This window comes from Oceanobacillus caeni (genome assembly GCF_019037185.1).
GTDB lineage: Bacteria > Bacillota > Bacilli > Bacillales > Amphibacillaceae > Oceanobacillus > Oceanobacillus caeni.
The window spans coordinates 71,771-92,516 of the sequence record NZ_JAHHXM010000010.1; the positions used below are offsets into that span (position 1 = coordinate 71,771).

The window sequence follows — 20,746 nt, forward strand, 5'->3', positions numbered from 1 at the left end:
CCTTAGAACGATGGAAGTTTTCTTAAATTATTTGCTTTCTGTAGAATTAGAAGCAGATGCATAAATTTTTCTTGAAATAATGGTTTGAACAATCATAAATAGTCCACCGACAGTCCAGTAGAGAGGTAATGCAGCTGGTGCTGATAACGAAATAACCCCAATCATAATCGGAGACATAAGTCCCATTATAGCCATTTGTTGTTTAAGCTTTGGATCCATACCAATTTGAGAAACTTTAAATTGAATAAAATAAATGACCACAGCTAAAATAGTCATTACCATATCACTTTGTCCTAAATCAAACCAGAGAAAAGAATGAGTGGCAATTTCCGGAGTTCGGCGAATAGCATAATAAAAAGCAATTAGTATAGGAAATTGAATCATGATTGGTAAACAACCACCCAAAGAAGCTAAAGGATTCATATTATGCTTCTGATAAAGCTCCATCATTTCTTGTTGCATTTTAGTTTTTGATTCCACATCTTTTTTATCTTTGTATTTTTCTTGTAATGCATTAAGCTCAGGTTTGATTTTCTCCATTTTTTCTTTCATCTGTACACTGTTTTTCGTTTGTTTCAAAATAAATGGCATTAATAATAAGCGAATAACCAATGTGATGATTATAATAGATAATCCATAGTTGTCATTAAAGAATCCTGCTATTCCTTTAATAAGTAATGAAAAGGGATAAACAAAGTTATGATCGAAAAAACCAGTAGAATTAGCGTTAATCGGTTCAAATGTTGCACTTTGACATCCTGAAAGTAACAAAAGGGAGAGAGCCCCTAAAAGAATGCTATATTTTTTAAAGAAAGTGAATACAGATTTTGATTCCATTTTTTTCCTCCTTGTCTTTTTATCATTATGTTGACAGAAAGGGAAGGAGCTTCGGAATCATCTACCGATTCGGTTTTCTTCGTAATTGTACATATCCAAGTTCTTAATTCTATAATCCGCGGTGTTATTTTTAGTTTTGGCAATAAACGAAATTGAACATTGTGACACTTGCGAATGTAGATTTGGTTTTCAAAGCTGCGATATTGTAATCCAAATTGAAGAAATCCTAGATGAAAGTTGGAAATAACTAAACTTAAATAAAGATAAAATGGTGATAAGTCATTTAAAAGTTCATTTAATAATTCGAGTAACATCTGTATTCACCTCCTTTTTCGTTCTGCATTTAATACGTTTCTATCGTATGACAGGTTTCATTTTTTTTCAATGGAAATAGTAGTAAATTTAAAAAGAGGCAAATGCCTAGATTTATTAAACTTTATTAAAAAATGGGTACTCGTTTATACACAACCAATACAGATGACATAGGTTATTAGTGTATTGAAACTAGAAAGGGGAATGTATATGAGACGTCATCATGGACCACATTGTGGATGTCCAATATGTGTTTATCCGACTAAAGTTAATAACGTGCATACTTGTTCAGAAAGTTGTGTAAAACATATTCATCCATCTCACACAAATGTAATCAACCATCATACAGTTAAGAATATTCACGAGTTTCCACACTCCACTTCTTTTCACAATGTAACAAATAGTGTTGACATTGAAGGACCATCTTATGAAGTTCCAGGCCCAGGACCAGGAGTAATGGGAGCATCTACTGGCCCAGGATTTGGTCCAGGACCGGGAGTAATGGGAGCTCCTACCGGCCCAGGATTTGGCCCGGGACCAGGAGTAATGGGAGCATTTGACCCAGGCTATGGACATGGAAAGTACCATGGACATGGAAAGCACCACCCCCATCATTGCGGATGTAAAAGATAAATGATTTTTAAGAAAGGCTAGCTATTAGTTGCTAGCTTTTCTTTTTAATCTTATAATGGCGGTATTTATGGGGAGGACTTACATATGAAAAGTTTAGTCGTATCAGGATATAAATCCACGGAGCTTGGTATTTTCAAAGAAAATGATCCACGAGTAGCTTTTATTAAGGCTGCAATCGAGAAGCGTTTAACTAGCTTTATCGAACAAGGATTAGAATGGGTTATTATTACCGGACAATTGGGTGTGGAAATGTGGACTGCCGAAGTTGTACTAGATCTTAAAGAAAATCATGATATAAATATTGCTTTGATTCCACCATTTGAAAATCAAGAAAAACGCTGGCCAGATCCTCTTAAGGAGAAATATCAAGAATTAACTTTTATAGTCGACTTTTTCCAACCATTATATAAAGGAGATTATAAAGGACCATATCAATTCCAAGCAAAAAATAAATGGTTAGTAGAAAAAAGTGATGGGTGCATCATTCTAATGGACGAAGACAATCCGGGCAGCAATAAATACCTATATGATATAGCAAAGGAAAAAGAGGGATATCAAGTCGATTTGATAACTCCTATGGATTTAGAAGATATTGTGGAAGAGATTAGAATGAAAGATCCGGATTATTGGGGGTAACGGTTGATTCAAGCAAAATGAGGAATAAGGTAACCCCTTACTCCTGCCATAAATATTCCATTATTTCCTCTTGAAAATAAGGGTCCGATAAGTGCGACTAACCAGCAGCGGGAGACGAAGGAAAACCTTCACTGATGGAATTCTTCTTTATCTTGATTATCATTCTTATTGGACTGTTCATCATCGGAAGATTCTTCATTATTATCCTCCTCAACCAACGTTAGTTCTGAAGGTTTCCTGTCATCATTCCCAATTTCTTCGTTTTTTGTTGGTGCAAAAAGAATATAAATGATTAGGAAAGTGAGTGCGAAGAAGGTAGTTAATCCCCAAAGGGTGAAAGCAAAATACTTCTTCATCTGACGTTTTACACCTCCTTGTTTCGCATCTAATGCAGTATATTAAGAGGGAATACGAGGTGTGCGGATGAAAACAAAATGATTTAAGAGAAACTTGGCATTCTCCAACCTAAAGAGAATACCAAGTTCCTAAAAACAGAATAAAAGTGTTATAATGTTTAAAACTGTTATATTTCACTAATTAAAAGGGTGATTAATGGTGGATTATACTATTCGGTTAATGAAAAAAAAGGATATTCCACAAGTGCAGCGCGTTGCAAAGGTGAGTTGGAATAGTACATATGAAGGAATTATCCCACATGAGATTCAAAATAATTTTTTGAAGAGAGCTTACAGTTATAAAATATTAAAACGTAGATTGAAATATTCGATGATGTTAGTGGCTGAAGTTCATGGTAAAATTGTAGGATTTGCTAATTATTCCTACGTGTCCTCAGAAGGTTCGACTCAACTTGGGGCCCTTTACATTTATCCAGAATTCCAGGGCTATGGCATAGGTTCTGCTTTTTTAAAAGAGGGTGTAAAAATATTAGATGACATAAAGGAAATCCAACTAAATGTGGAAAAAAATAATTTGGTTGGTATGAGATTTTATCAAGCAAAAGGTTTTGAAAAAATAAGTGAAACTGAAGAGGACTTTAACGGTCATACGATACATACGATAAATATGAAATTGAAAATAAAGGAAAATATGAATGTGTAAAATGTTAGGATGTTTAGATGAAGAAAAATGGTTTCTTTCGTGGATTTAAAATTTTTGGTGGAAACTTAATTGCTATAGCGCTATTAGGTTTAGTTATAATTGGTTCCTTATTATTGGGTATTGGTACATATTTTTTGGGGTTTGCAGGCTTTTTTTATATATTTAATGTGGAATATGATTCATTATATTATTTACTTTTATTTCTTATCTTCTTTTTCATTTTAAGTTATTTTACTAAGTTAATTGCTAAGTTATCTCTTATTATTTTCGGCCCTTATTTAAAAACGAAGAAAAGATTTATTGGAATGAAATTCATTTTAATTACGATTGCCTTGTGGCTAGCTATCTTTATAATAGATGAAATGATGGTTGAAATCACAGTTCCTATTTGGACAGAAATTCTGGGAGCATTACTACTGTCCATTGCGGATACCGCATTCAAAGGAAAAATGAAAAAAATCGTTATTATCAAGAAAAAGTAATTTTTATTCCTCCTAAACGAAAAGTAAGTACCCCACCTCAAGCTTCTAGGGAACAAAGAAGGTAGGTGGGAGATCAACTGCCCGTAAAGGTCTGATAAGTGCGATAACCATAAGTGGGGGATGAAGGAAAACCCACACTTATGGAAGTTTTCTTTATGGCATTTCATCTGCTTTTGGTCGGTTTTTAAAGGCCTCGTGTGTGACAATATCTTCTTGCTGTTCAAATTGTCGGCTATGTTCTTTTTTTTCCACCATATTATGATCAGGGAAGCTATTTGGATTACCCTTCTTTTTATGGTTAAAAGCTTTTCCACGTCCCATCATAGCACTCTCCTTTCCAATCATTCCTAGTTAGTTTACGCATAAATGTGCTTTACCATTCAAAATACATACATCAGCTCGAATAAAAATAGGGAAATGAAGACATATTACTGATAAAAAGGAATGGAGGTACATAAGATGGCATACGAAAATTTACATGAGGAATTACAACGCGCAAGTGCGCTAGTAAACGCTGCACAAGAAGCAGTAATCCAAGCTCAAGGACAAGACATGGAAGTGTTGGAACAAGCGGAACAACAGTTAAAGAGTGCTGAACAAACGTTAAGAAATTTACAAAGACAAGCTGGAACAGAAGCTACACAGAATTCACAATTCCAACAAGCATTTGAAGAATTACACGATGTACGTCAACAAGTGCAAGAGGCACAACAAAACATAAATGATATTTTATAATAAATAAGTAGGGGATTAGCCCCTACTTATTTTCACATAACGACGATAGACAATAATACCTGTTATTAAAAGGACGGAACCAAAGAACAACATATTAAAAATAGGAGAAGCGGTTTTTGGTAATTCCTCACCATCTGCTTTATCAACAACGGAGGGTTCTGGTTGTTCTGCACGGTCGGTGGTTTTATCGCTTGTTACCTTTTCTACTTCATTCGTTTCTTTCACCACTTCACTCTTCTTTTTATTCTTTTCCTTTTCTACATCATTTTCTGTATCCTTTTTCTCATTTTTTGTTCCAACCATAATACTTTCTACTTGTTCGATTTCATCCTTTGCTTCTTCTATTATTTTTTGGAAATCAAATAAATCAGAGTATAACAATAAATCCGCTAGTAATTCCCCGTTTTTGTTATAAATTTCTAATAGCAGGTCATACCCATCTGTACTATACATTGTCATTAAAGCATCAAAGGAGACCGGCTTTTTCTCGTTATCCTTTACGAGATAATACTTGATATCAATTTGGAAGAGTTCTAAAAGTTGCTGATAAATCTGTTTAAATTCAATGATTTGGCTTTTAGAAAGTTTATCGACATTTTCTAAACTTTCAAATGATGCTAATTGATCCTGAAGTTCCAAAAGCTTATCCAAAAATGCAGAATCCTCTATATCTAAACGAAGAAAGTGTTCCAGAAGTTTTCCGATTTCCGCATCAGATAAACCTATATCCGGTAAATCAGGGTATATTTCATCAAATTCAACTTCGTCCTGATAAAAGGAAATAGCATCCTCTAATTCCTCCATATACTTGAAATATTCCATTGAATCTCCGTGATCATTTAAAAATGTTTCTAATTCTTCTTTTGAATTAAATCCATAACGCTTAAGAAGCTCTTGGAAGTTTGTATCATTGATGGGTGTTAGTGATAACTCATAAAGATATAGGTCTACAATGGATTCTAAATTCTCAAGATACTTATAATTTTCAAGGGAATCGTCAAACTGAACTAAAATATTTTCCAATTCCTGTTTGGATGCAATTTCATAGGATGTTAATAGGTCTTGAAGGTTTTTCTCATTTATAAGGGTGTAATCGTCTAAATAATGTTTTACATAATCATGCAAATCTTCCGCGAAAATAATCAATTCCCCTTGTAACACGTCTTGCCCTTTTTCCAAGTCACCAAATTCTATTAATAAGGTATTCAATTCTTCACGAGTTAAATTGAATTTTTTAAGCACAGATTGAACATCTTTTTCGGTTAGTGGTGTACCTAATTCATCGCCAGAATCAAAATAATCTAAATCCCAATCTTTGCTTTTAAGATAATCTAGGTAGTCCTGTTTATCCCAACCAATTTTCTTTAGAAATGCTTCAAATTGTGGGTCATTTGCTTTCATTGCAAATGTTGAAACGGGAATAAAAGTTATTAAGAATACAGTGAATAAAACAACGAATAATTGCTTCAAATTCTTTCCTCCCAAAGTGTGATATAAACATGAGAATATTATAATTTGAAACAGTAAAAAAAGATAGTATTATTTGATTTTTGTTACAAATTAGGTTTCTTTGTCGAAATATGTATCCATGCCTTATAATAAAAGGATATTCTAATTTAGAGAATGAGCAGGACATAAAGGAGCTTAAATCGCATGAATTATGAGGAAGCATTACAATATATTCATAGTCCAAAGTATAGTAGAATGAGTCTAGGTTTAGATCATATTCGCTCATTAATGAACGCTTTAGGAAATCCGGAAAAGAAGTTAAAGTTTGTTCATATAGCGGGAACGAATGGTAAAGGCTCTGTCGCATCCTACCTTTCACATATTTTAGGAAAGGCTGGCTATAAGACAGGACTATTTACCTCACCGTATATTGAACGATTTAATGAACGAATTAAAGTAAATCAAGAAGATATTTCAGATGATTCTCTAGCGAAAATAACGGAAATGATTAAGAATAAAATAGAGGAAGAACAAATACCTACGACAGAGTTTGAAATCATGACGGCAATTGCTTTTCAATATTTTTACGAACAACAATGTGATATGGTAGTACTTGAGGTTGGATTAGGGGGAAGACTTGATTCCACGAATGTAATTGAATACCCATTACTATCCATTATTACTTCGATTAGTTACGATCATCAAGCATTTTTAGGCTCCACTTTGACTGAAATTGCTGGCGAAAAAGCTGGAATCATTAAAGAAAATACTCCGGTACTTTTATATTCACAAGAAAAAGAGGCGGAAGATGTCATTTACCGTGTTGCTCATGAGAAAAATAGTCCAGTTTTTCAACCAGACTTTTCCCAAATAACGAACATATCAGCAGACTTAAGTGGACAGTCATTTGATTATAAATCATTAAAAGATATAAAAATCACATTATTAGGTGAACATCAACTTAAAAATGCGGCTGTTGTGTTAGAAGCGGTGCAGCTCCTTAATGAAAATGAAATTCATATTGATGAAAATGCACTTAGGTTAGGTTTAGCCGAAACAACATGGCCAGGTCGATTTGAAATTATTCACCAAAATCCAATTGTCGTCATTGATGGCGCCCATAATATTGACAGTATTAATGCTTTAGTGGATAATTTAACGAAGTATTTTCATAATAAAAAAATAATAGCCATTCTTGGTATTTTAAAAGACAAAGATGTTGATCAAATAATTGAGAGGGTTTCTCCAGTTATGCATTCTTTTATCACAGTCACTCCTGGTAATCCAAGGGCAATGAAGGCAGAAGATTTAGCTCTTCGTTTAGCTGATAAAAATCAGATAGTCAAGGCTAGTCAGGGGTTTGAGGAAGCAATTGATCTAGCCTTAGAAGAGGCAGGAGAAGACGGTATAGTTTGTAGCTTCGGATCTCTTTACTATATAGGAGAAATCCGAAAAATCATGAGGTCAGAAAAATACGATAGTCAGAAATGAGGCTTTAAATAAATGGATAAGGAAAAAATTCAATCAGCAGTTCGACAAATTTTAGAAGCAATTGGGGAAGATCCAGATCGTCAAGGTTTATTAGATACACCAAAACGAGTAGCAAATATGTATGAAGAAGTTTTTTCAGGACTATCCAAAAACCCCGCTGTCCATTGTGAAACGGTGTTTGAAGAACAACATGAGGAAATGGTACTTGTGAAAGATATTCAATTCTCCTCCATGTGTGAACATCATTTAGTGCCATTTATCGGTGTTGCGCACGTTGCATATATTCCGAAAAATGGTCGTGTCATAGGTTTAAGTAAAATGGCAAGGATTGTGGATGATATTAGTAAAAGACCGCAATTACAAGAGAGAATCACCAAATCTGTTGCAGATTTATTAATGGAAGAATTAGATCCAGTTGGTGTCATGGTTATTTTGGAGGCGGAACATATGTGTATGAGTATCCGTGGTGTGAAAAAACAAGGTTCCAAAACTGTAACGAGTGCCGTTCGTGGGTCATTTAGAGAAAATAGTAAATCAAGAAATGAAGTACTTGCTTTAATTAGTAAATAAAAGTAGGGGATTTCACTGAATAAAACAGAACTACGAAAAAGAACAATTGCTAAGTTAAAAAGCCTGTCGAAGGATAAAAAATTAGAAATAGAACAGCAATTAAGAAATAAATTATTAGACTCTGATCTTTGGAAAAAAGCAAAAACAATCGGAATTACCATTTCACAAGGGTGTGAATGGGATACAAAACCCATTATTGAAAAGGCATGGGATGAGGGAAAAGCTGTCTGTGTGCCAAAGTGTCTTCCGAATAGGGAAATGGTATTTTATCGAATCCATCATTTTCATCAATTAGAAAAAGGATTATACGATATTCCAGAGCCAAGTCCTGGAAAGACAATAAAAGTAAAAAAGTATGATATTGATTTGTTAATTGTTCCAGGTGTTGTTTTTGATCCAAATGGGTATCGAATTGGCTTTGGTGGAGGATACTATGATCGCTTTTTAGTTGATTTTCCAAATGAATCGATTTCTTTGGCAAGCCATTTCCAAGTAATCCAGCGACTTCCCATTGATTCCCATGATCTTCCGGTTAAGTATATAGTTACAGAAACAAATAAGGAATAGAGAACATGATCTCTATTCCTTATTTGTTATAGATTAATCAGAAACTGTTACTGATTCAGAAGACGTATTTGATTTTCCCTTTTTCATAATTTTCCCATCTGGTCCAACTCTTCGAATGAAGAAGGCTAGGATTAGTGCAAGTATGGCAATAAAGGTTGAGACAAGGAATGAAAAATTAATTCCATGTAGCATCGCTTCATTTAAAATATGTGTTTTCATTTCTGCCAGTCCTTGTTTGGATGTCATAGCAGATGAATCCATATTTGCCATAGCATCCTGCATTAATTCCTCGGCTTCCGCTTTGCTGTGCTTATTCATGATTGTAATTAATAGCGCAGAACCGATGGCACCGGAAACTTGTTGTAGCGTATTGTTCATCGCAGTTCCATGTGGATAATCTTTTTGTGGTAGTTGGTTTAAGCCATTTGTCATAATAGGCATCATTACCATTGACATACCAAAACTACGGATTGCAAAGAGAATCATTAGCGATACAAAGGAAATTTCCATATCTAATTTACTAAAATAAAACGTAGTTACAATTGTAATAATTAACCCAATAATACCTAAAGTCTTTGCCCCATATTTATCAAATAATCTACCTGTGATTGGGGACATGAATCCCATCACAAGAGCCCCTGGGAGCATTAATAATCCGGCATCCATTGGGCTAAATCCACGAATCGTCTGTACATAAATTGGAAGAAGAATCATTCCCGAGAACATCGCAATTGCTAGGACAATGGAAATAGCAGATGATAGGGCAAACATGGAGTATTTATAGATTCTAAATTCAAGCATTGGTTCATCCATACGTAGTTGACGAAGAATAAGCCCGATAACAGAGATAGCACCTATAATGATCGATCCATAAACGAATGGATTCGTCCATCCATCACTTCCTGCTTTACTAAACCCATAGAGAAGTCCGCCAAAACCAAAGCTGGATAAGATGAGTGAAAAGATATCCACTTTAATAGCTCGCTGGGGTGTCAGATTTTTTAACTTGAATATACCGATTACTAAGGATAATATCGCAATTGGTATAACAATATCGAATAACATTCTCCAGCTGTAATGTTCTACAATCCACCCTGATAAAGTTGGTCCTAAAGCAGGAGCGACAATCATTACCAGTCCAAAGGTTCCCATCGCTGCTCCTCGTTTTTCTACTGGGAAAGCAACAAGCATGACATTCATTAATAGTGGCATCATGACAGCAGAACCTGAAGCTTGAATCATACGTGCAGCTAAGAGCACTCCAAATGTTGGTGATATGCTAGCTAGGATGGTACCTATTGTAAATAAAGACATTGCTGTTAGGAATAAACCTCTATTTGTAAAGCGTTGAATAAAGAACGCACTCGCTGGAATTAGTATCCCATTAATTAACATATATCCAGTTGTTAACCACTGTACAGCAGTTGCATCGACCTTGAACTCTGTCATAATGGAAGGGAGTGCAACATTTAACAACGTTTCATTTAAGATAGCAACAAACGCACCAATAAAAAGAATGGCTATCATTCCATAGGGTGGTTTATGATGCATTGTATTTTCTTGTGACATATTTTACCTTCTTTCTATTTATTAAAAAACGAAACACGAGCACGTAGGTTTAATTTATACCCAGCACATTAAATTATTACTACGTCTACCTTATAGTTTCTTGTGCAAAAAAATGAGTCCCCACCTTAACCAAAAAAAAGTGGGGTCCATTTAGATCTATATTTGACTTTATACATTCTATACCGATAGTACAAAAATATCAATCATTATTTCCAATAAAATATAAACATTGATATATTAATGCTTAAGTTCTAAAATAAAAATAGACTAATGTTCTAAAGGTGGATTCTATGAACGATAAGGAAAAGCAAATTATCAATGCGGCTCAAAAACTTTTTATTAAAAATGGGTTTCAAATGACTTCCATTCAAGATATATTGAATGAGGCGAAAATTGCAAAAGGCACATTTTATAATTATTTTAATTCAAAGAACGAATGTTTAATGGCCATTCTAAGTGCGGTTTATGAAGAGGTAATAAATGAAAGAATGGAACTTGCTTCTTACGGAGAGTTAGATGATGAAAAATTGTTCGTTAAGCAAGTGGATGTTCGCTTTAAAATGGATAAAAAACATAACTTAATGGCTTTATTTAATTCCATCCCAATATCTGATGATGAGGGTTTGAAATCGTTAATGAAAAAACAATATGAATTAGAATTAGAATGGGTTTCCAAAAGACTTATAGATCTTTATGGTCCAAATATCAGTAAACACATAATGGATCATTCGATTACATTTTTAGGAATTCTTCAACATAGCATGCATGCAATAAAAATGTATAAAATGGAAACGAAAAAGACAGAAAATGTAATAGAATTTGCCCTTCGTCGAACTAAAATGATAATCCACTCTAACTCTGCGGATGAGGTGTTTTTTCATAAGGATTATTTATATTCATCCAATCAAAATAGAAATAGCGAAGAATATAAGGAAGAGTTAATTGATCAGTTACAAGAATTACAATCTACTATAAAAAATGATAATCATTACGTTGATTTTTTAATAGATGAATTGCTAGAGGAAGCACCCCGGCTTTTCTTGATTGAAAGTGTGTTTACATCTTTGCGGAAAGAAGAAAAGGATGTAAATGTAATAAATAAGCTTAATGAAATATCACAACTTTTATTACGTTTTATGGAATGTTGGGAAAGTGAAAATGAAAAATAAAGAAAATTTCCACCAATGGGGTTCTTACTGCCCGTTTAGATGAAATAAAAATTTACTGTCCAAATATTTGGGCAGTTTTTTGTCAATGATTCCATTATGATAAAATAGTAGAAAATGGTTCAATTTAGACTGGAGAGATAGGATGATGCCTTTATTTATAAAAAGGATGACTGAGAAATATGCAGTCGATGCACTATGCTGGAAATATGAAAAGCCATATGATTTTTATAATAATGTATTATCGGGAAGTGCCATTATGGAGCTTCTTACATATAGATATTTTGCGGTTGTTAATGAGAAGAATCAATTAGTTGGATACTTTTGTATTGGAAAATCAGCGCAAATTCCATCTGGTGATCAAAAAGGAATATATAGTGAGGATTGTATAGATGTTGGTATAGCGATGAAGCCAGAACTTACTGGAAAAGGGAATGGATATCTCTTCTTCTCCCATATTCTTAAATATATTATGAAACTTGAGAAAGAAAAAGATATTAGACTAACGGTTGCAACGTTTAATCAACGAGCCATCCAATTGTATAAGAAATTAGGATTTGTGAAACTAAGAAAATTTAAAAGTGATCATATCGAGTATCTTCTGATGAAGAAGGAAGTTAATGGAGAATGACAGGCAAAGAAGATATGAAAAAGTGCAACTCCTAAATAGAGTTGCACGAATTGCTCGTTATATTTTTTCCATATGGGCAAAACTTAGGTTCGTGTCTATCTCCCCAGTTATTTGGTTTAAAGAGATATCATTTCCATCTATCCATTCTTGGAAATCAAAGATAATAGGTTTTTGGTCACCACCTAAAGCGAACCATACCTTCAATTCATTAGGTTGGTAGGTTGAAGTATGGATCGTACCTCCCCAATTTTTATACTCCTTAGAGAACACTCCTTTATCCGTATCGTTCATCATTCGAAATGCTTGATAAACATCTGTTGCTTGATTTTGATGTTTTTTCATAGCTTCTAATCGACGGTAGGAATCATCTAGGTAGCGTTTATTTTCGGATTTTTGCAGTTCAAAATGATTCGTACACATATTCGATTGACGAATTTGCACAGACCTGGGACTTGCCTCAACGATATATGCTTCTCCTTTTTTATCAAGAACGATGTAACTAAAAGAATGACGATGGGGAATTTCTTTTAGCATTGCTATTGCTTCATCTACATTTGCGCAGTTTTCTAATACCATTCTGCTAATCATGTGGCAAACAAATCCATCTTTTGGTTTTTTTCTTTGGATAGAATTATAACCTAAGGCGAGCCCCTTTTCATTCATTCCATCCATTCTCCCAGTAACTCGTTGCTGTGGACCAACCGTGGCAAAACCATCATCATAAGGTTGGAAAAAGCTATATCTTCCTTCATAGGTTTTAGGATGATAATCATAGTTACGGACCATGAAATCCTTTCCTGTAAAAATCGAGCAACCACTTTTTTCTATTTCTACCCGATAGCCACCATAATCTCTTAAAATAGATTCTATTGGTTCCTCTAACGCATCATGTAATCCCTCGAGTTCTTCCCAAATTCCAGGGGCAAACTCATTTAGAATTCGTTGCGTGTCTGATGGATCGATTCGAAATTTAGGTTCTCTTAATTTCCAAGCCTTTTTACGGTTTTTAACAATAAAAGAATCCTTTAATTGTTTTCCTTGCATAAGTCCAAAGTCATAATGACTCCCTCGAAACTGTATAATGTCGCTATAAATTTGTTTCATTTTCCACTTCCTTACCAACATAAATTATTCTTCCTAGACTAATTTTACAACTTAATTCTCTTTAAGAAAAACATTTCAAGTCTTACTGGAAATTTACAATTTTCGCACTAATAAAACGTTGGTATGTTAGAGTTTATCATAATTGTGAACAATTTATGACATCTTAATATTAAGGTACATTTTTACAGTGAAAAGGGTTAAAATCAAGTTGATTAATTCTTAGGGGGAAACTAATTTGCATAAAGCAATCTTTGAACTAGAACCATTAACATGCCCATCTTGTATCACTAATATTGAGGATACGCTTAATACCACAAAAGGAATTTATTCAGCCAATGTATCTTTTAGTTCAAAAATGGTGGAAACACAATATGATGAAGGTAAAATTAAAGCAAAAGAAATTGAAGGCGTTATTCGAGATTTAGGGTATCCAGTATTATCAGTAAAATAATATTTTGATTTTATATATAGTAATAAAGAGCACTTGCAGTTCAGTTTGCAAGTGCTCTTTATTTTTTTAACCTGTCCATACAAAAGATTGTCAACTGAATATTATATAAAGAACGTATTAGGAAAGGAGGGGTCTACATTGTTTGAAGTTTATGACATTGCGATTATTCCACTTATACTAGGGGTTGTTGAGTTATTTAAGCGAGGGGGGTTACCTGTAAAATATTCCCCTTTTGTCGCTGTAGGTGTCGGGCTGCTTTTTGGATTACTTTATCTCGATACAGAAATAAAACAAAGAATTATCATTGGGTTGATGCTTGGTTTATCAGCAACAGGTTTATACAGCGGTAGCAAAAACATTACACAAAAAAAGGAGTAACTGTATTCTTTTACACCTAAAAATAAGAATAAAAGCCTGAAAAGCTAAAAATGATGTAAATAACTACGTGACCAGTCCAAGCTTTTTTTTCAAGTATACGTATGCTAATAACGAGAAGGGAGGGGATTATATGTGTTATCACGATTCAGGTAGACATCGTCATAGTTCTTGCTGTAGGGAACACCATCACCATCATAGATGTAGAGAATGGGACCATCATGATGAACGTAGAGGATGTCACCACCACGATGATAGACGTGGAGGATGGAACCGTCATGATGATGAATGTAGAAGATGTCACCATCATGATGATAGACGTAGAAGATGTCACCATCATAATGACCACTTTGGACCTATCTATCATGGTAAGAGAAATAAAAGGGAATTTTGTCATTGCTGCAATAGATATTTCTAAAACAGACGGTTTTTTGAGTTGTGGTTTGGTAGATCAAGGGCTAGAGTTTGGAGAACTCTAGCCTATAAATTTCCTGGCTTTTCTACTTTATTTGTCTGGTTAATATCGTTTCGCAGTCAAAATGGTCGGCATTTGCATTTAGAAAAAGTAAAAGAGCAATTCTCGAGGTATCTCAAGAATCGCTCTATGTCAGGGTTTAAGGTTAATGCTGGTGAGAGGACTCGAACCTCCGACCCCTTCATTACGAGTGAAGTGCACTACCAACTGTGCTACACCAGCAAATAGCGAAAGTTTAAAAAGTACACTAAAAATAATAATCCTTTTTAATTATTAGTTCAAGTCTTTGAATAAATGTTTGAAGATTTAAATTTTAAATTTCCTAAAGACTAGAAGAATTATCCATTATGTGAAACAAACGTCACTTGATGTTGAGGGGATTCTTTGGAATAATAGATTTATAATTAATATAAGAATGAATATACATATGGAGGATTAAATGTATGAAAATAGTAGCAATGGTCGGAAGTGTTCGGAGAGAGTCTTATAACATGAAATTAGTTCGGTATATGCAAGAAAGATATTCGAATAAAGTAGAAATCGAGATTCTTCCTATAAACGAACTTCCTTTCTTTAATGAGGATGAAGAATTAAATCCGCCTGAACTTGTGAAGATATTAAGGGAAAAGATAAAAGAAAGTGACGGTATTTTATTTGCCACTCCTGAATATAATGCCTCCATTCCAGCTGTCTTAAAGAATGCTATCGATTGGTTTTCAAGAGTGGAACCGGTCTTAGTGAATAAACCAGCAATGATTGTTGGGGCATCCATAGGAGCATTAGGTACCGTGAAAGCTCAACTACACCTTCGCGAAATCTTAAATGCTAAAAATGTTTCAACAAGAATATTACCAGGAAATGAAGTTTATGTAGGCTCCATACATCAAAAAGTGGATGAACATGGTAATTTAACGGACGGGGGTACCATTCAATTTATTGATTCTGTGATGGATGAATATATAAAATGGGTTGAAAGAACAGTTGAATTAGAGACTTCTTATTAATAGATTGAAAGATGATTGGAACGCTTGGATTTTTTTATGATCCCAGCGTTTTTTTATTTATCCCTTAATAAATACATTTTCATTTTCTTCTAGGGCATACTACTTCATGAAAATACATTTAGGGGTGAGTAAATTGAATAGGTATTTAATTTTATTAACCAGTTTGGCGGTACTAGGTTTGTGGGCGGTTCCGTTTGCCTCTGCAGAATCCAATCATCCTTTTATTGAATCTGTTTTGGGAACAGAACATAAAATGGAAGAAAAAAGAGGGGATGGACATTTTCTCTCCGATTCGATGGTAAAGTTACATGCGAAAGAGCTTGGAATAGAGATAGAAGATAAAGATATGGAAACATTAAAAGCTGAGGTTCAGGAAGCTTTAATAATGAATGCTGCTGAAGAAATGGAAGTAGAAATAGAGCTGGAAGATACGAGTATGGAAGATATAAAGAAAAAAGTTCATCAAGCGAGAATAGTAAAGAAAGCGGAAGAACTAGGAATTAAATCTGATGATACGGATTCTAAAACACTCGCCAAGATGGTTTATGAAGCCGATATAAAACAGGAAGCAGAAGAATTAGGAATTCCGACTAAAGATAAGGGAAGTAAAGAACTTAAAAAGATAATCATGGAGAAGAAAATAAAGCAAGAAGCAGATGCTCTTGAAATTCATGCAGATGGAAAAGAGTTGCGAGAATTGGCAAAGGAGGTACAGGAAGCAAAAGTATTGCAAGCAGCTAATACACTTGGAATCGACACGGAAGGAAAAAGTGTAGAAGAAATTCTAGATACTATCATTACAGACTATTATGATGAAGCAAAAAGTATAGGAGTGTATCCTTTTGAAGGGGAACTTCATTAGAAAAGAAAGATAAGGCGCTTCGTTTTTGGCTTAACGGGCTTTTCCTTTGAAGTATGAAACACAAATAGAGTAATGAAAATTACATAATGAACCCAACCAGAATAGCAGAGCAATTCGTAAAAGAATTTGCTTCTGCTTTTTTTATGAATAGGCATTCTCACGGACGTTTGAAGCAAAAAGCAGCGGTGTTTTGTCCGTGACAAGGGCACTCACGGACGTTTGAAGCAAATAGCAGCGGTGTTTTGTCCGTGACAAGGGCACTCACGGACGTTTGAAGCAAAAAGCAGCGGTGTTTTGTACGTGACAAGGACTCTCACGAACGTTTGAAGCAAGAAGTAGTGGTATTTTGTCCGTGATATACGGTCTATTATTTTTTAAAGAATATTAGTACTTAATCTCAATAACTAAAGCTATTTCAAAATCAGAAGTATAAATAGGATTCTTAAAATTTATTGGTATTAGTTTTCCGGATTGGTTATATAAATGAGATAAGAGATAAAATAAGGGGGTCTATTAATTGGGAGGAAGTAAGTGGAAATTAATTTTAACATTATTGGTTTCCCTAATGTTTGTTCTATTCCTTGCAGCGTGTGGTGGGAATGATGCTACTTCAAGTAATGAAGGAGAAGAGGCAAACAATGGGGAAGAAACAGCTAATACGGATGGAGAGGCTAGTTCTAATGAAAGTGAATTAGAAGACACGTATACCGTTGTTAGTGATACATCTTTTGTTCCATTCGAATTTAAAGGTGAGGATGGAGAATATACCGGATTTGATATTGAGTTAATTAAAGCTATCGCTGAAGAAGCTGGATTTGAAATCAATTTAGAAACAACAAACTTTGATGGAGTTATTCCGGGTCTTCAAACTGGTCAATTTGATATTGCTATAGCTGGAATTAGTATTACAGAAGATAGAAAACAAGTCATTGATTATAGTGATCCTTACTATGAATCCGGTTTACAAATTGGGGTTGCAAAGGATAATGATGAGATTCAAAGTATTGAGGATTTAGAAGGAAAAATAGTTGCAACACGTATGGGATCAACAAGTTCACAATTTATTAAAGATAATATTGATGGTGCAGAGTCTAAAGAATATGAACAACTAGATCAAGCATATTTAGCGGTGGAAAATGGAAGTGCAGATGCCATTCTATATGATGCGCCAAACGTAAACTATTACATTAATACAACAGGAGAAAAATTAAAAGCGGTTGGTGAACTATATCAAGCAGAAGACTATGGGATCGCGGTTACGAAAGGTAAGGAAGAATTAGTTACTGCAATTAATGATGCACTTGCAACACTAAAGGAAAATGGAACATATGACGAAATCTATGAAACTTGGTTTGGTGCAAAACAAGAATAATAAAAGAGGTACGCTTCAATTGAAAAATCTAAAATAGGGCTTATCTCGTACTAGATAAGTCTTATTTTTACTTTAAGAGGTGTGAATATGGAAGGTAGATTTAATTGGGCTGGTGTGATTGACTTTTTGCCAGAACTTGGCACAGGTCTTTATTATACATTACTAATTTCAATCATAGGACTTATTATCGGTTTTGTATTAGGAGCTATATTTGGGCTTGGACGTATATCAAAAAATAAAATATTTTATGGTATTTCATCCATATATATTGAAGTCATCCGAGGGACACCTGTACTTGTACAAGCAATTTGGATTTTCTTTGCGTTACCACTGATAACTGGATATAATATGGCATCCGTGACAGCTGGAATTATCGTGATCGCTGTTAACTCAGGAGCCTATATTGCCGAGATTGTACGTGGTGCGGTCCAGTCCATTGCGAAAGGACAAGTAGAAGCAGGACGATCACTTGGTTTAACCCACAATCAAACGATGCGTTATATTGTGTGGCCTCAAGCATTTAAACGAATGATCCCTCCACTAGGAAATCAATTTATTATTAGTATTAAAGATACTTCCCTTTTATCTGTTATTCTTGTTCCGGAATTAATGTTTCAAGGAAGATTAATTGCATCTAACTATTTTAATGCAGTCGAAATTTATACAACGGTTGCAGTCTTTTACTTAATTATTACCTTAACATTATCGTATATATTACGAATGATTGAAAAGAGGTTGGATGTACAATGATTAAAGTAGAAAATTTACACAAAAGTTTTGGGGATCATGAAGTGTTAAAAGGAATAGATTGTGAGATTCAATCCTCTGAAGTTGTTTGTGTTATTGGGCCAAGTGGATCTGGAAAAAGTACATTTTTACGTTGTTTAAATATGTTAGAGTCTATCACGAGTGGACAGGTGACTGTAGATGGCTTCAATTTAAAAAATAAAAAAACAAACATTAATATGGTTCGAACAGAAGTGGGGATGGTATTCCAGCAATTTAATCTGTTCCCGCATAAGACGGTTATAGAAAATATTATGCTCGCTCCAATGAAGGTTCGAAAAATCTCTAAAAATGAAGCGAAGGAACGTGGACTAAAGTTACTTAAGAAGGTAGGTTTATCAGATAAAGCCAATAAATATCCATCATCTTTATCAGGGGGACAACAGCAACGTGTTGCGATCGCTAGGGCACTTGCGATGGAACCCAAATTGATGTTATTTGATGAACCAACTTCGGCGCTCGATCCTGAATTAGTTGGGGAAGTGCTTGAGGTAATGAGGCAACTTGCTATAGAAGGAATGACGATGGTTGTTGTGACACATGAGATGGGTTTTGCAAGAGAAGTAGCAGACCGTGTTTTATTTATGGATGAAGGGATTATTATGGAGGAGGGTCGCCCAGATGTCATCTTCTCAAACCCGACATCAGGTAGAACAAAGGAATTTTTAGATAAAGTATTGTAAGGTGTGTTCAAAAAGGATGATAAAAAGGAATGGGTCGGCTAAGAACACAACGTCCTGGGACTAAGATTACTCGTTCCGCCGTAAAGATTTGTTGTAACGTTGTCCCTACACAGCGGCATGTCATTTTTACCGGCCTTTTTGAACAACCTCTTACTATTTAGGTTAATTTTCCAATGGTTAAATAAAGGAATATATGTTATTCTAGAAATGCGATGAGCTGATTTGTGTAAGTCGAAAGATAATGAAATAAGTGATGTGAACACTTAGTTCTTTCGCCACAAATATATCGAAGGCGCCTATACTATTGACGTATGGGCGTCTTTTTGTACATAAACTATATAGAATAGTCACCAGTTTACCTCCTGGGTAATATGTTATCATGAAGGCTTTTATCCATCTAAACGGTTTATAATCGGCTTTTACAGATAACGAATTAATTGTTTTTACCTTATAAACAGGAGGAATACGAATGTTTCCATATTATTTTTATTATTTGCCTTATTACGTGAATTCCTTTCCATATCAACCCGAATTACCATATGAAAGAAACACTGCATTTGCTTATGATGAAAGACAACCGGTTCATGGTCAAGTTACTTGGACTTATGGAGGGCCAGTGACGAAATGTGAAATGCCTTGGTCAGAAAACAATTATATGACTGTAGCTGTCGCAAGAAATTCTCCTTATCGATGTGGTCAATTTATAAGATTAAGAAATATACAGGCGCCATATGGGAGGGAAGTCGTTGTAAAGGTAGTGGACGAGGTGAAAGATTATCCACCTAATAGATTAAATATTCACCGTAATGCGTTTGAAGCATTAGGAGTCAATCCGAACGTTGGAGTATTAAATGTCGAAATTATCCCGGCCTCCGATTCGCAAATGGAAGGGTGGGGGGCACGCTTGCTACACGTGGTTGAAACTGCATATCCAGGATATCGAATAGCGGAGTATCATTTATTAACCAAAACCAAAATATCGAATACGGCAATGAAAGAAAGCTATTCATTCAAGTTGCAAAGTTCTCAAGGGAATCTCGACATTCAAGGGGATATTATCTACAATCCGAAAGCAAATCGACTTAGTTCTTTCCAGATAAAAGAAATATAAAAGCTATGTAGTGTAAACATTATGTGTTTGCACTACTTTTATTTGTACGTAAGTAAAGAAAATTTTAGCTGAAGTTGATGGGACGTCGTGCAGCAAGACTATTTAGTGAAGAAGCACTCCTTGTAAGTAGTATTTCAATCCATGGACTTATTTCACTAAAGGACAAGCAAATGTTATTTTTCAAAAGTAGTTATAAAACTCTAAATTGGGGTACATTAAAACTGTTCTCTTCAAAATACGGAATGATGAACAAGAACCATAATAAATATTAGGGATTTTGAATATAATTTTTAAGTTTACCTAAAAATAATTTAAGTTTACCTAAAAATAAAGATTGACTTCCAACAAAAAACAGGCATTGAAAAGTTCAACCTAATAAATGGACT

26 protein-coding genes and 1 tRNA gene are annotated in these 20,746 nt (G+C 34.5%); 19 read left to right on the top strand and 8 right to left on the bottom strand.

The window, feature by feature from the left end; translation table 11 throughout:
• Positions 1 to 27 precede the first annotated feature (27 nt).
• Together yidC and KM885_RS08020 are read right to left on the bottom strand one after the other, a co-directional pair.
• Positions 28 to 837, bottom strand: a complete 810-nt coding sequence (gene yidC / locus KM885_RS08015; protein ID WP_047184252.1) for a membrane protein insertase YidC — start codon at positions 835 to 837, stop codon at positions 28 to 30.
• Entirely contained in the window at positions 786 to 1,151 is a 366-nt protein-coding gene (locus tag KM885_RS08020; protein WP_047184253.1) for a hypothetical protein, read from the bottom strand. Before KM885_RS08020 ends, yidC begins: the two co-directional genes overlap by 52 nt.
• Before the next feature lie 208 nt (positions 1,152 to 1,359).
• Here KM885_RS08020 and KM885_RS08025 point away from each other — a divergent pair, with 208 nt between their 5' ends.
• Positions 1,360 to 1,782: a CotD family spore coat protein gene (locus KM885_RS08025; RefSeq protein WP_204798420.1), complete on the top strand. Its 423-nt coding sequence runs from the start codon at positions 1,360 to 1,362 to the stop codon at positions 1,780 to 1,782.
• Positions 1,783 to 1,866: 84 nt separating this feature from the next.
• Entirely contained in the window at positions 1,867 to 2,418 is a 552-nt protein-coding gene (locus KM885_RS08030; protein ID WP_047184255.1) for an SLOG family protein, read from the top strand.
• Positions 2,419 to 2,546: 128 nt separating this feature from the next.
• Here the strand turns inward: KM885_RS08030 and KM885_RS08035 are convergent, their stop codons facing one another.
• A complete protein-coding gene (locus KM885_RS08035; RefSeq protein ID WP_047184256.1) occupies positions 2,547 to 2,774 on the bottom strand; it encodes a hypothetical protein in 228 nt (75 codons plus the stop codon).
• Positions 2,775 to 2,973: 199 nt separating this feature from the next.
• Here KM885_RS08035 and KM885_RS08040 point away from each other — a divergent pair, with 199 nt between their 5' ends.
• Together KM885_RS08040 and KM885_RS08045 are read left to right on the top strand one after the other, a co-directional pair.
• A complete protein-coding gene (locus tag KM885_RS08040; protein WP_186301048.1) occupies positions 2,974 to 3,477 on the top strand; it encodes a GNAT family N-acetyltransferase in 504 nt (167 codons plus the stop codon).
• Positions 3,478 to 3,494: 17 nt separating this feature from the next.
• Positions 3,495 to 3,959: a YrvL family regulatory protein gene (locus KM885_RS08045; RefSeq protein ID WP_204798419.1), complete on the top strand. Its 465-nt coding sequence runs from the start codon at positions 3,495 to 3,497 to the stop codon at positions 3,957 to 3,959.
• Positions 3,960 to 4,112: 153 nt separating this feature from the next.
• Here KM885_RS08045 and KM885_RS08050 read toward each other — a convergent pair whose 3' ends face one another.
• Positions 4,113 to 4,280, bottom strand: a complete 168-nt coding sequence (locus KM885_RS08050) for a hypothetical protein (protein ID WP_204798418.1) — start codon at positions 4,278 to 4,280, stop codon at positions 4,113 to 4,115.
• 138 nt (positions 4,281 to 4,418) lie between these two features.
• On the opposite strand from KM885_RS08050, the gene KM885_RS08055 reads away from it, so the two are divergent.
• Positions 4,419 to 4,694, top strand: coding sequence for a hypothetical protein (locus KM885_RS08055; protein WP_204798417.1), 276 nt, complete (start codon positions 4,419 to 4,421; stop codon positions 4,692 to 4,694).
• Between the two features lie 15 nt (positions 4,695 to 4,709).
• On the opposite strand, the gene KM885_RS08060 is transcribed toward KM885_RS08055, so the two are convergent.
• A complete protein-coding gene (locus KM885_RS08060) occupies positions 4,710 to 6,164 on the bottom strand; it encodes a processed acidic surface protein (protein ID WP_204798416.1) in 1,455 nt (484 codons plus the stop codon).
• Positions 6,165 to 6,347: 183 nt separating this feature from the next.
• On the opposite strand from KM885_RS08060, the gene KM885_RS08065 reads away from it, so the two are divergent.
• From KM885_RS08065 to KM885_RS08075, 3 genes are read left to right on the top strand one after another with little or no spacing between them, the layout of a single operon-like run.
• Entirely contained in the window at positions 6,348 to 7,634 is a 1,287-nt protein-coding gene (locus KM885_RS08065) for a bifunctional folylpolyglutamate synthase/dihydrofolate synthase (protein ID WP_204798415.1), read from the top strand.
• A 12-nt stretch (positions 7,635 to 7,646) separates the two neighbouring features.
• The gene (gene folE, locus KM885_RS08070; protein WP_060667878.1) at positions 7,647 to 8,204 is read left to right on the top strand and encodes a GTP cyclohydrolase I FolE; all 558 of its coding nucleotides are present in this window, start codon (positions 7,647 to 7,649) and stop codon (positions 8,202 to 8,204) included.
• 15 nt (positions 8,205 to 8,219) lie between these two features.
• A complete protein-coding gene (locus KM885_RS08075) occupies positions 8,220 to 8,771 on the top strand; it encodes a 5-formyltetrahydrofolate cyclo-ligase (protein WP_204798434.1) in 552 nt (183 codons plus the stop codon).
• Positions 8,772 to 8,804: 33 nt separating this feature from the next.
• On the opposite strand, the gene KM885_RS08080 is transcribed toward KM885_RS08075, so the two are convergent.
• Entirely contained in the window at positions 8,805 to 10,340 is a 1,536-nt protein-coding gene (locus tag KM885_RS08080; RefSeq protein WP_204798414.1) for a DHA2 family efflux MFS transporter permease subunit, read from the bottom strand.
• 290 nt (positions 10,341 to 10,630) lie between these two features.
• On the opposite strand from KM885_RS08080, the gene KM885_RS08085 reads away from it, so the two are divergent.
• Complete coding sequence (locus KM885_RS08085) at positions 10,631 to 11,509, top strand: TetR/AcrR family transcriptional regulator (protein WP_047184263.1); 879 nt, start codon at positions 10,631 to 10,633, stop codon at positions 11,507 to 11,509.
• A 142-nt stretch (positions 11,510 to 11,651) separates the two neighbouring features.
• Positions 11,652 to 12,137 carry a GNAT family N-acetyltransferase gene (locus KM885_RS08090; protein ID WP_338111362.1) on the top strand — a complete coding sequence of 162 codons (486 nt, stop codon included), beginning with the start codon at positions 11,652 to 11,654 and terminating at the stop codon, positions 12,135 to 12,137.
• Between the two features lie 57 nt (positions 12,138 to 12,194).
• Here KM885_RS08090 and KM885_RS08095 read toward each other — a convergent pair whose 3' ends face one another.
• Positions 12,195 to 13,241 (bottom strand): C45 family autoproteolytic acyltransferase/hydrolase, encoded by a 1,047-nt coding sequence (locus KM885_RS08095; protein WP_204798413.1) that lies wholly within the window; start codon positions 13,239 to 13,241, stop codon positions 12,195 to 12,197.
• Positions 13,242 to 13,476: 235 nt separating this feature from the next.
• Here KM885_RS08095 and KM885_RS08100 point away from each other — a divergent pair, with 235 nt between their 5' ends.
• The 3 genes from KM885_RS08100 to KM885_RS08110 all read left to right on the top strand — a co-directional run bounded on the left by KM885_RS08100 (position 13,477) and on the right by KM885_RS08110 (position 14,546).
• Positions 13,477 to 13,692 carry a heavy-metal-associated domain-containing protein gene (locus KM885_RS08100; RefSeq protein WP_204798412.1) on the top strand — a complete coding sequence of 72 codons (216 nt, stop codon included), beginning with the start codon at positions 13,477 to 13,479 and terminating at the stop codon, positions 13,690 to 13,692.
• 138 nt (positions 13,693 to 13,830) lie between these two features.
• Positions 13,831 to 14,070 carry a hypothetical protein gene (locus tag KM885_RS08105; protein ID WP_047184266.1) on the top strand — a complete coding sequence of 80 codons (240 nt, stop codon included), beginning with the start codon at positions 13,831 to 13,833 and terminating at the stop codon, positions 14,068 to 14,070.
• Between the two features lie 101 nt (positions 14,071 to 14,171).
• Positions 14,172 to 14,546, top strand: coding sequence for a hypothetical protein (locus KM885_RS08110; protein ID WP_204798411.1), 375 nt, complete (start codon positions 14,172 to 14,174; stop codon positions 14,544 to 14,546).
• 145 nt (positions 14,547 to 14,691) lie between these two features.
• Here the strand turns inward: KM885_RS08110 and KM885_RS08115 are convergent.
• A tRNA-Thr gene (locus tag KM885_RS08115) sits at positions 14,692 to 14,764 on the bottom strand.
• 221 nt (positions 14,765 to 14,985) lie between these two features.
• On the opposite strand from KM885_RS08115, the gene KM885_RS08120 reads away from it, so the two are divergent.
• From KM885_RS08120 to KM885_RS08145, 6 genes are all read left to right on the top strand, one after another.
• The gene (locus KM885_RS08120) at positions 14,986 to 15,546 is read left to right on the top strand and encodes an NADPH-dependent FMN reductase (protein WP_047184268.1); all 561 of its coding nucleotides are present in this window, start codon (positions 14,986 to 14,988) and stop codon (positions 15,544 to 15,546) included.
• A 133-nt stretch (positions 15,547 to 15,679) separates the two neighbouring features.
• On the top strand, positions 15,680 to 16,408 hold the full coding sequence (locus tag KM885_RS08125) for a hypothetical protein (RefSeq protein ID WP_047184269.1): 729 nt from the start codon (positions 15,680 to 15,682) through the stop codon (positions 16,406 to 16,408).
• A gap of 517 nt (positions 16,409 to 16,925) precedes the next feature.
• Entirely contained in the window at positions 16,926 to 17,780 is an 855-nt protein-coding gene (locus tag KM885_RS08130) for a transporter substrate-binding domain-containing protein (protein WP_052771646.1), read from the top strand.
• An 87-nt stretch (positions 17,781 to 17,867) separates the two neighbouring features.
• Positions 17,868 to 18,530 carry an amino acid ABC transporter permease gene (locus tag KM885_RS08135; protein WP_111014493.1) on the top strand — a complete coding sequence of 221 codons (663 nt, stop codon included), beginning with the start codon at positions 17,868 to 17,870 and terminating at the stop codon, positions 18,528 to 18,530.
• On the top strand, positions 18,527 to 19,249 hold the full coding sequence (locus KM885_RS08140) for an amino acid ABC transporter ATP-binding protein (protein ID WP_047184271.1): 723 nt from the start codon (positions 18,527 to 18,529) through the stop codon (positions 19,247 to 19,249). The genes KM885_RS08135 and KM885_RS08140 overlap by 4 nt, the downstream gene beginning before the upstream one ends.
• 469 nt (positions 19,250 to 19,718) lie before the next feature.
• Positions 19,719 to 20,360, top strand: coding sequence for a YqzG/YhdC family protein (locus KM885_RS08145; protein WP_216883755.1), 642 nt, complete (start codon positions 19,719 to 19,721; stop codon positions 20,358 to 20,360).
• The last annotated feature ends 386 nt before the right edge of the window (positions 20,361 to 20,746 follow it).

Bases quoted from the DNA above. Each gene is read 5' to 3' on its own strand.
- yidC (WP_047184252.1), bottom strand. From the start codon at position 837: ATGGAATCAAAATCTGTATTCACTTTCTTTAAAAAATATAGCATTCTT.
- KM885_RS08020 (WP_047184253.1), bottom strand. From the start codon at position 1,151: ATGTTACTCGAATTATTAAATGAACTTTTAAATGACTTATCACCATTT.
- KM885_RS08025 (WP_204798420.1), top strand. From the start codon at position 1,360: ATGAGACGTCATCATGGACCACATTGTGGATGTCCAATATGTGTTTAT.
- KM885_RS08030 (WP_047184255.1), top strand. From the start codon at position 1,867: ATGAAAAGTTTAGTCGTATCAGGATATAAATCCACGGAGCTTGGTATT.
- KM885_RS08035 (WP_047184256.1), bottom strand. From the start codon at position 2,774: ATGAAGAAGTATTTTGCTTTCACCCTTTGGGGATTAACTACCTTCTTC.
- KM885_RS08045 (WP_204798419.1), top strand. From the start codon at position 3,495: ATGAAGAAAAATGGTTTCTTTCGTGGATTTAAAATTTTTGGTGGAAAC.
- KM885_RS08050 (WP_204798418.1), bottom strand. From the start codon at position 4,280: ATGGGACGTGGAAAAGCTTTTAACCATAAAAAGAAGGGTAATCCAAAT.
- KM885_RS08055 (WP_204798417.1), top strand. From the start codon at position 4,419: ATGGCATACGAAAATTTACATGAGGAATTACAACGCGCAAGTGCGCTA.
- KM885_RS08065 (WP_204798415.1), top strand. From the start codon at position 6,348: ATGAATTATGAGGAAGCATTACAATATATTCATAGTCCAAAGTATAGT.
- folE (WP_060667878.1), top strand. From the start codon at position 7,647: ATGGATAAGGAAAAAATTCAATCAGCAGTTCGACAAATTTTAGAAGCA.
- KM885_RS08080 (WP_204798414.1), bottom strand. From the start codon at position 10,340: ATGTCACAAGAAAATACAATGCATCATAAACCACCCTATGGAATGATA.
- KM885_RS08085 (WP_047184263.1), top strand. From the start codon at position 10,631: ATGAACGATAAGGAAAAGCAAATTATCAATGCGGCTCAAAAACTTTTT.
- KM885_RS08090 (WP_338111362.1), top strand. From the start codon at position 11,652: ATGATGCCTTTATTTATAAAAAGGATGACTGAGAAATATGCAGTCGAT.
- KM885_RS08095 (WP_204798413.1), bottom strand. From the start codon at position 13,241: ATGAAACAAATTTATAGCGACATTATACAGTTTCGAGGGAGTCATTAT.
- KM885_RS08110 (WP_204798411.1), top strand. From the start codon at position 14,172: ATGCTAATAACGAGAAGGGAGGGGATTATATGTGTTATCACGATTCAG.
- KM885_RS08120 (WP_047184268.1), top strand. From the start codon at position 14,986: ATGAAAATAGTAGCAATGGTCGGAAGTGTTCGGAGAGAGTCTTATAAC.
- KM885_RS08135 (WP_111014493.1), top strand. From the start codon at position 17,868: ATGGAAGGTAGATTTAATTGGGCTGGTGTGATTGACTTTTTGCCAGAA.
- KM885_RS08140 (WP_047184271.1), top strand. From the start codon at position 18,527: ATGATTAAAGTAGAAAATTTACACAAAAGTTTTGGGGATCATGAAGTG.
- KM885_RS08145 (WP_216883755.1), top strand. From the start codon at position 19,719: ATGTTTCCATATTATTTTTATTATTTGCCTTATTACGTGAATTCCTTT.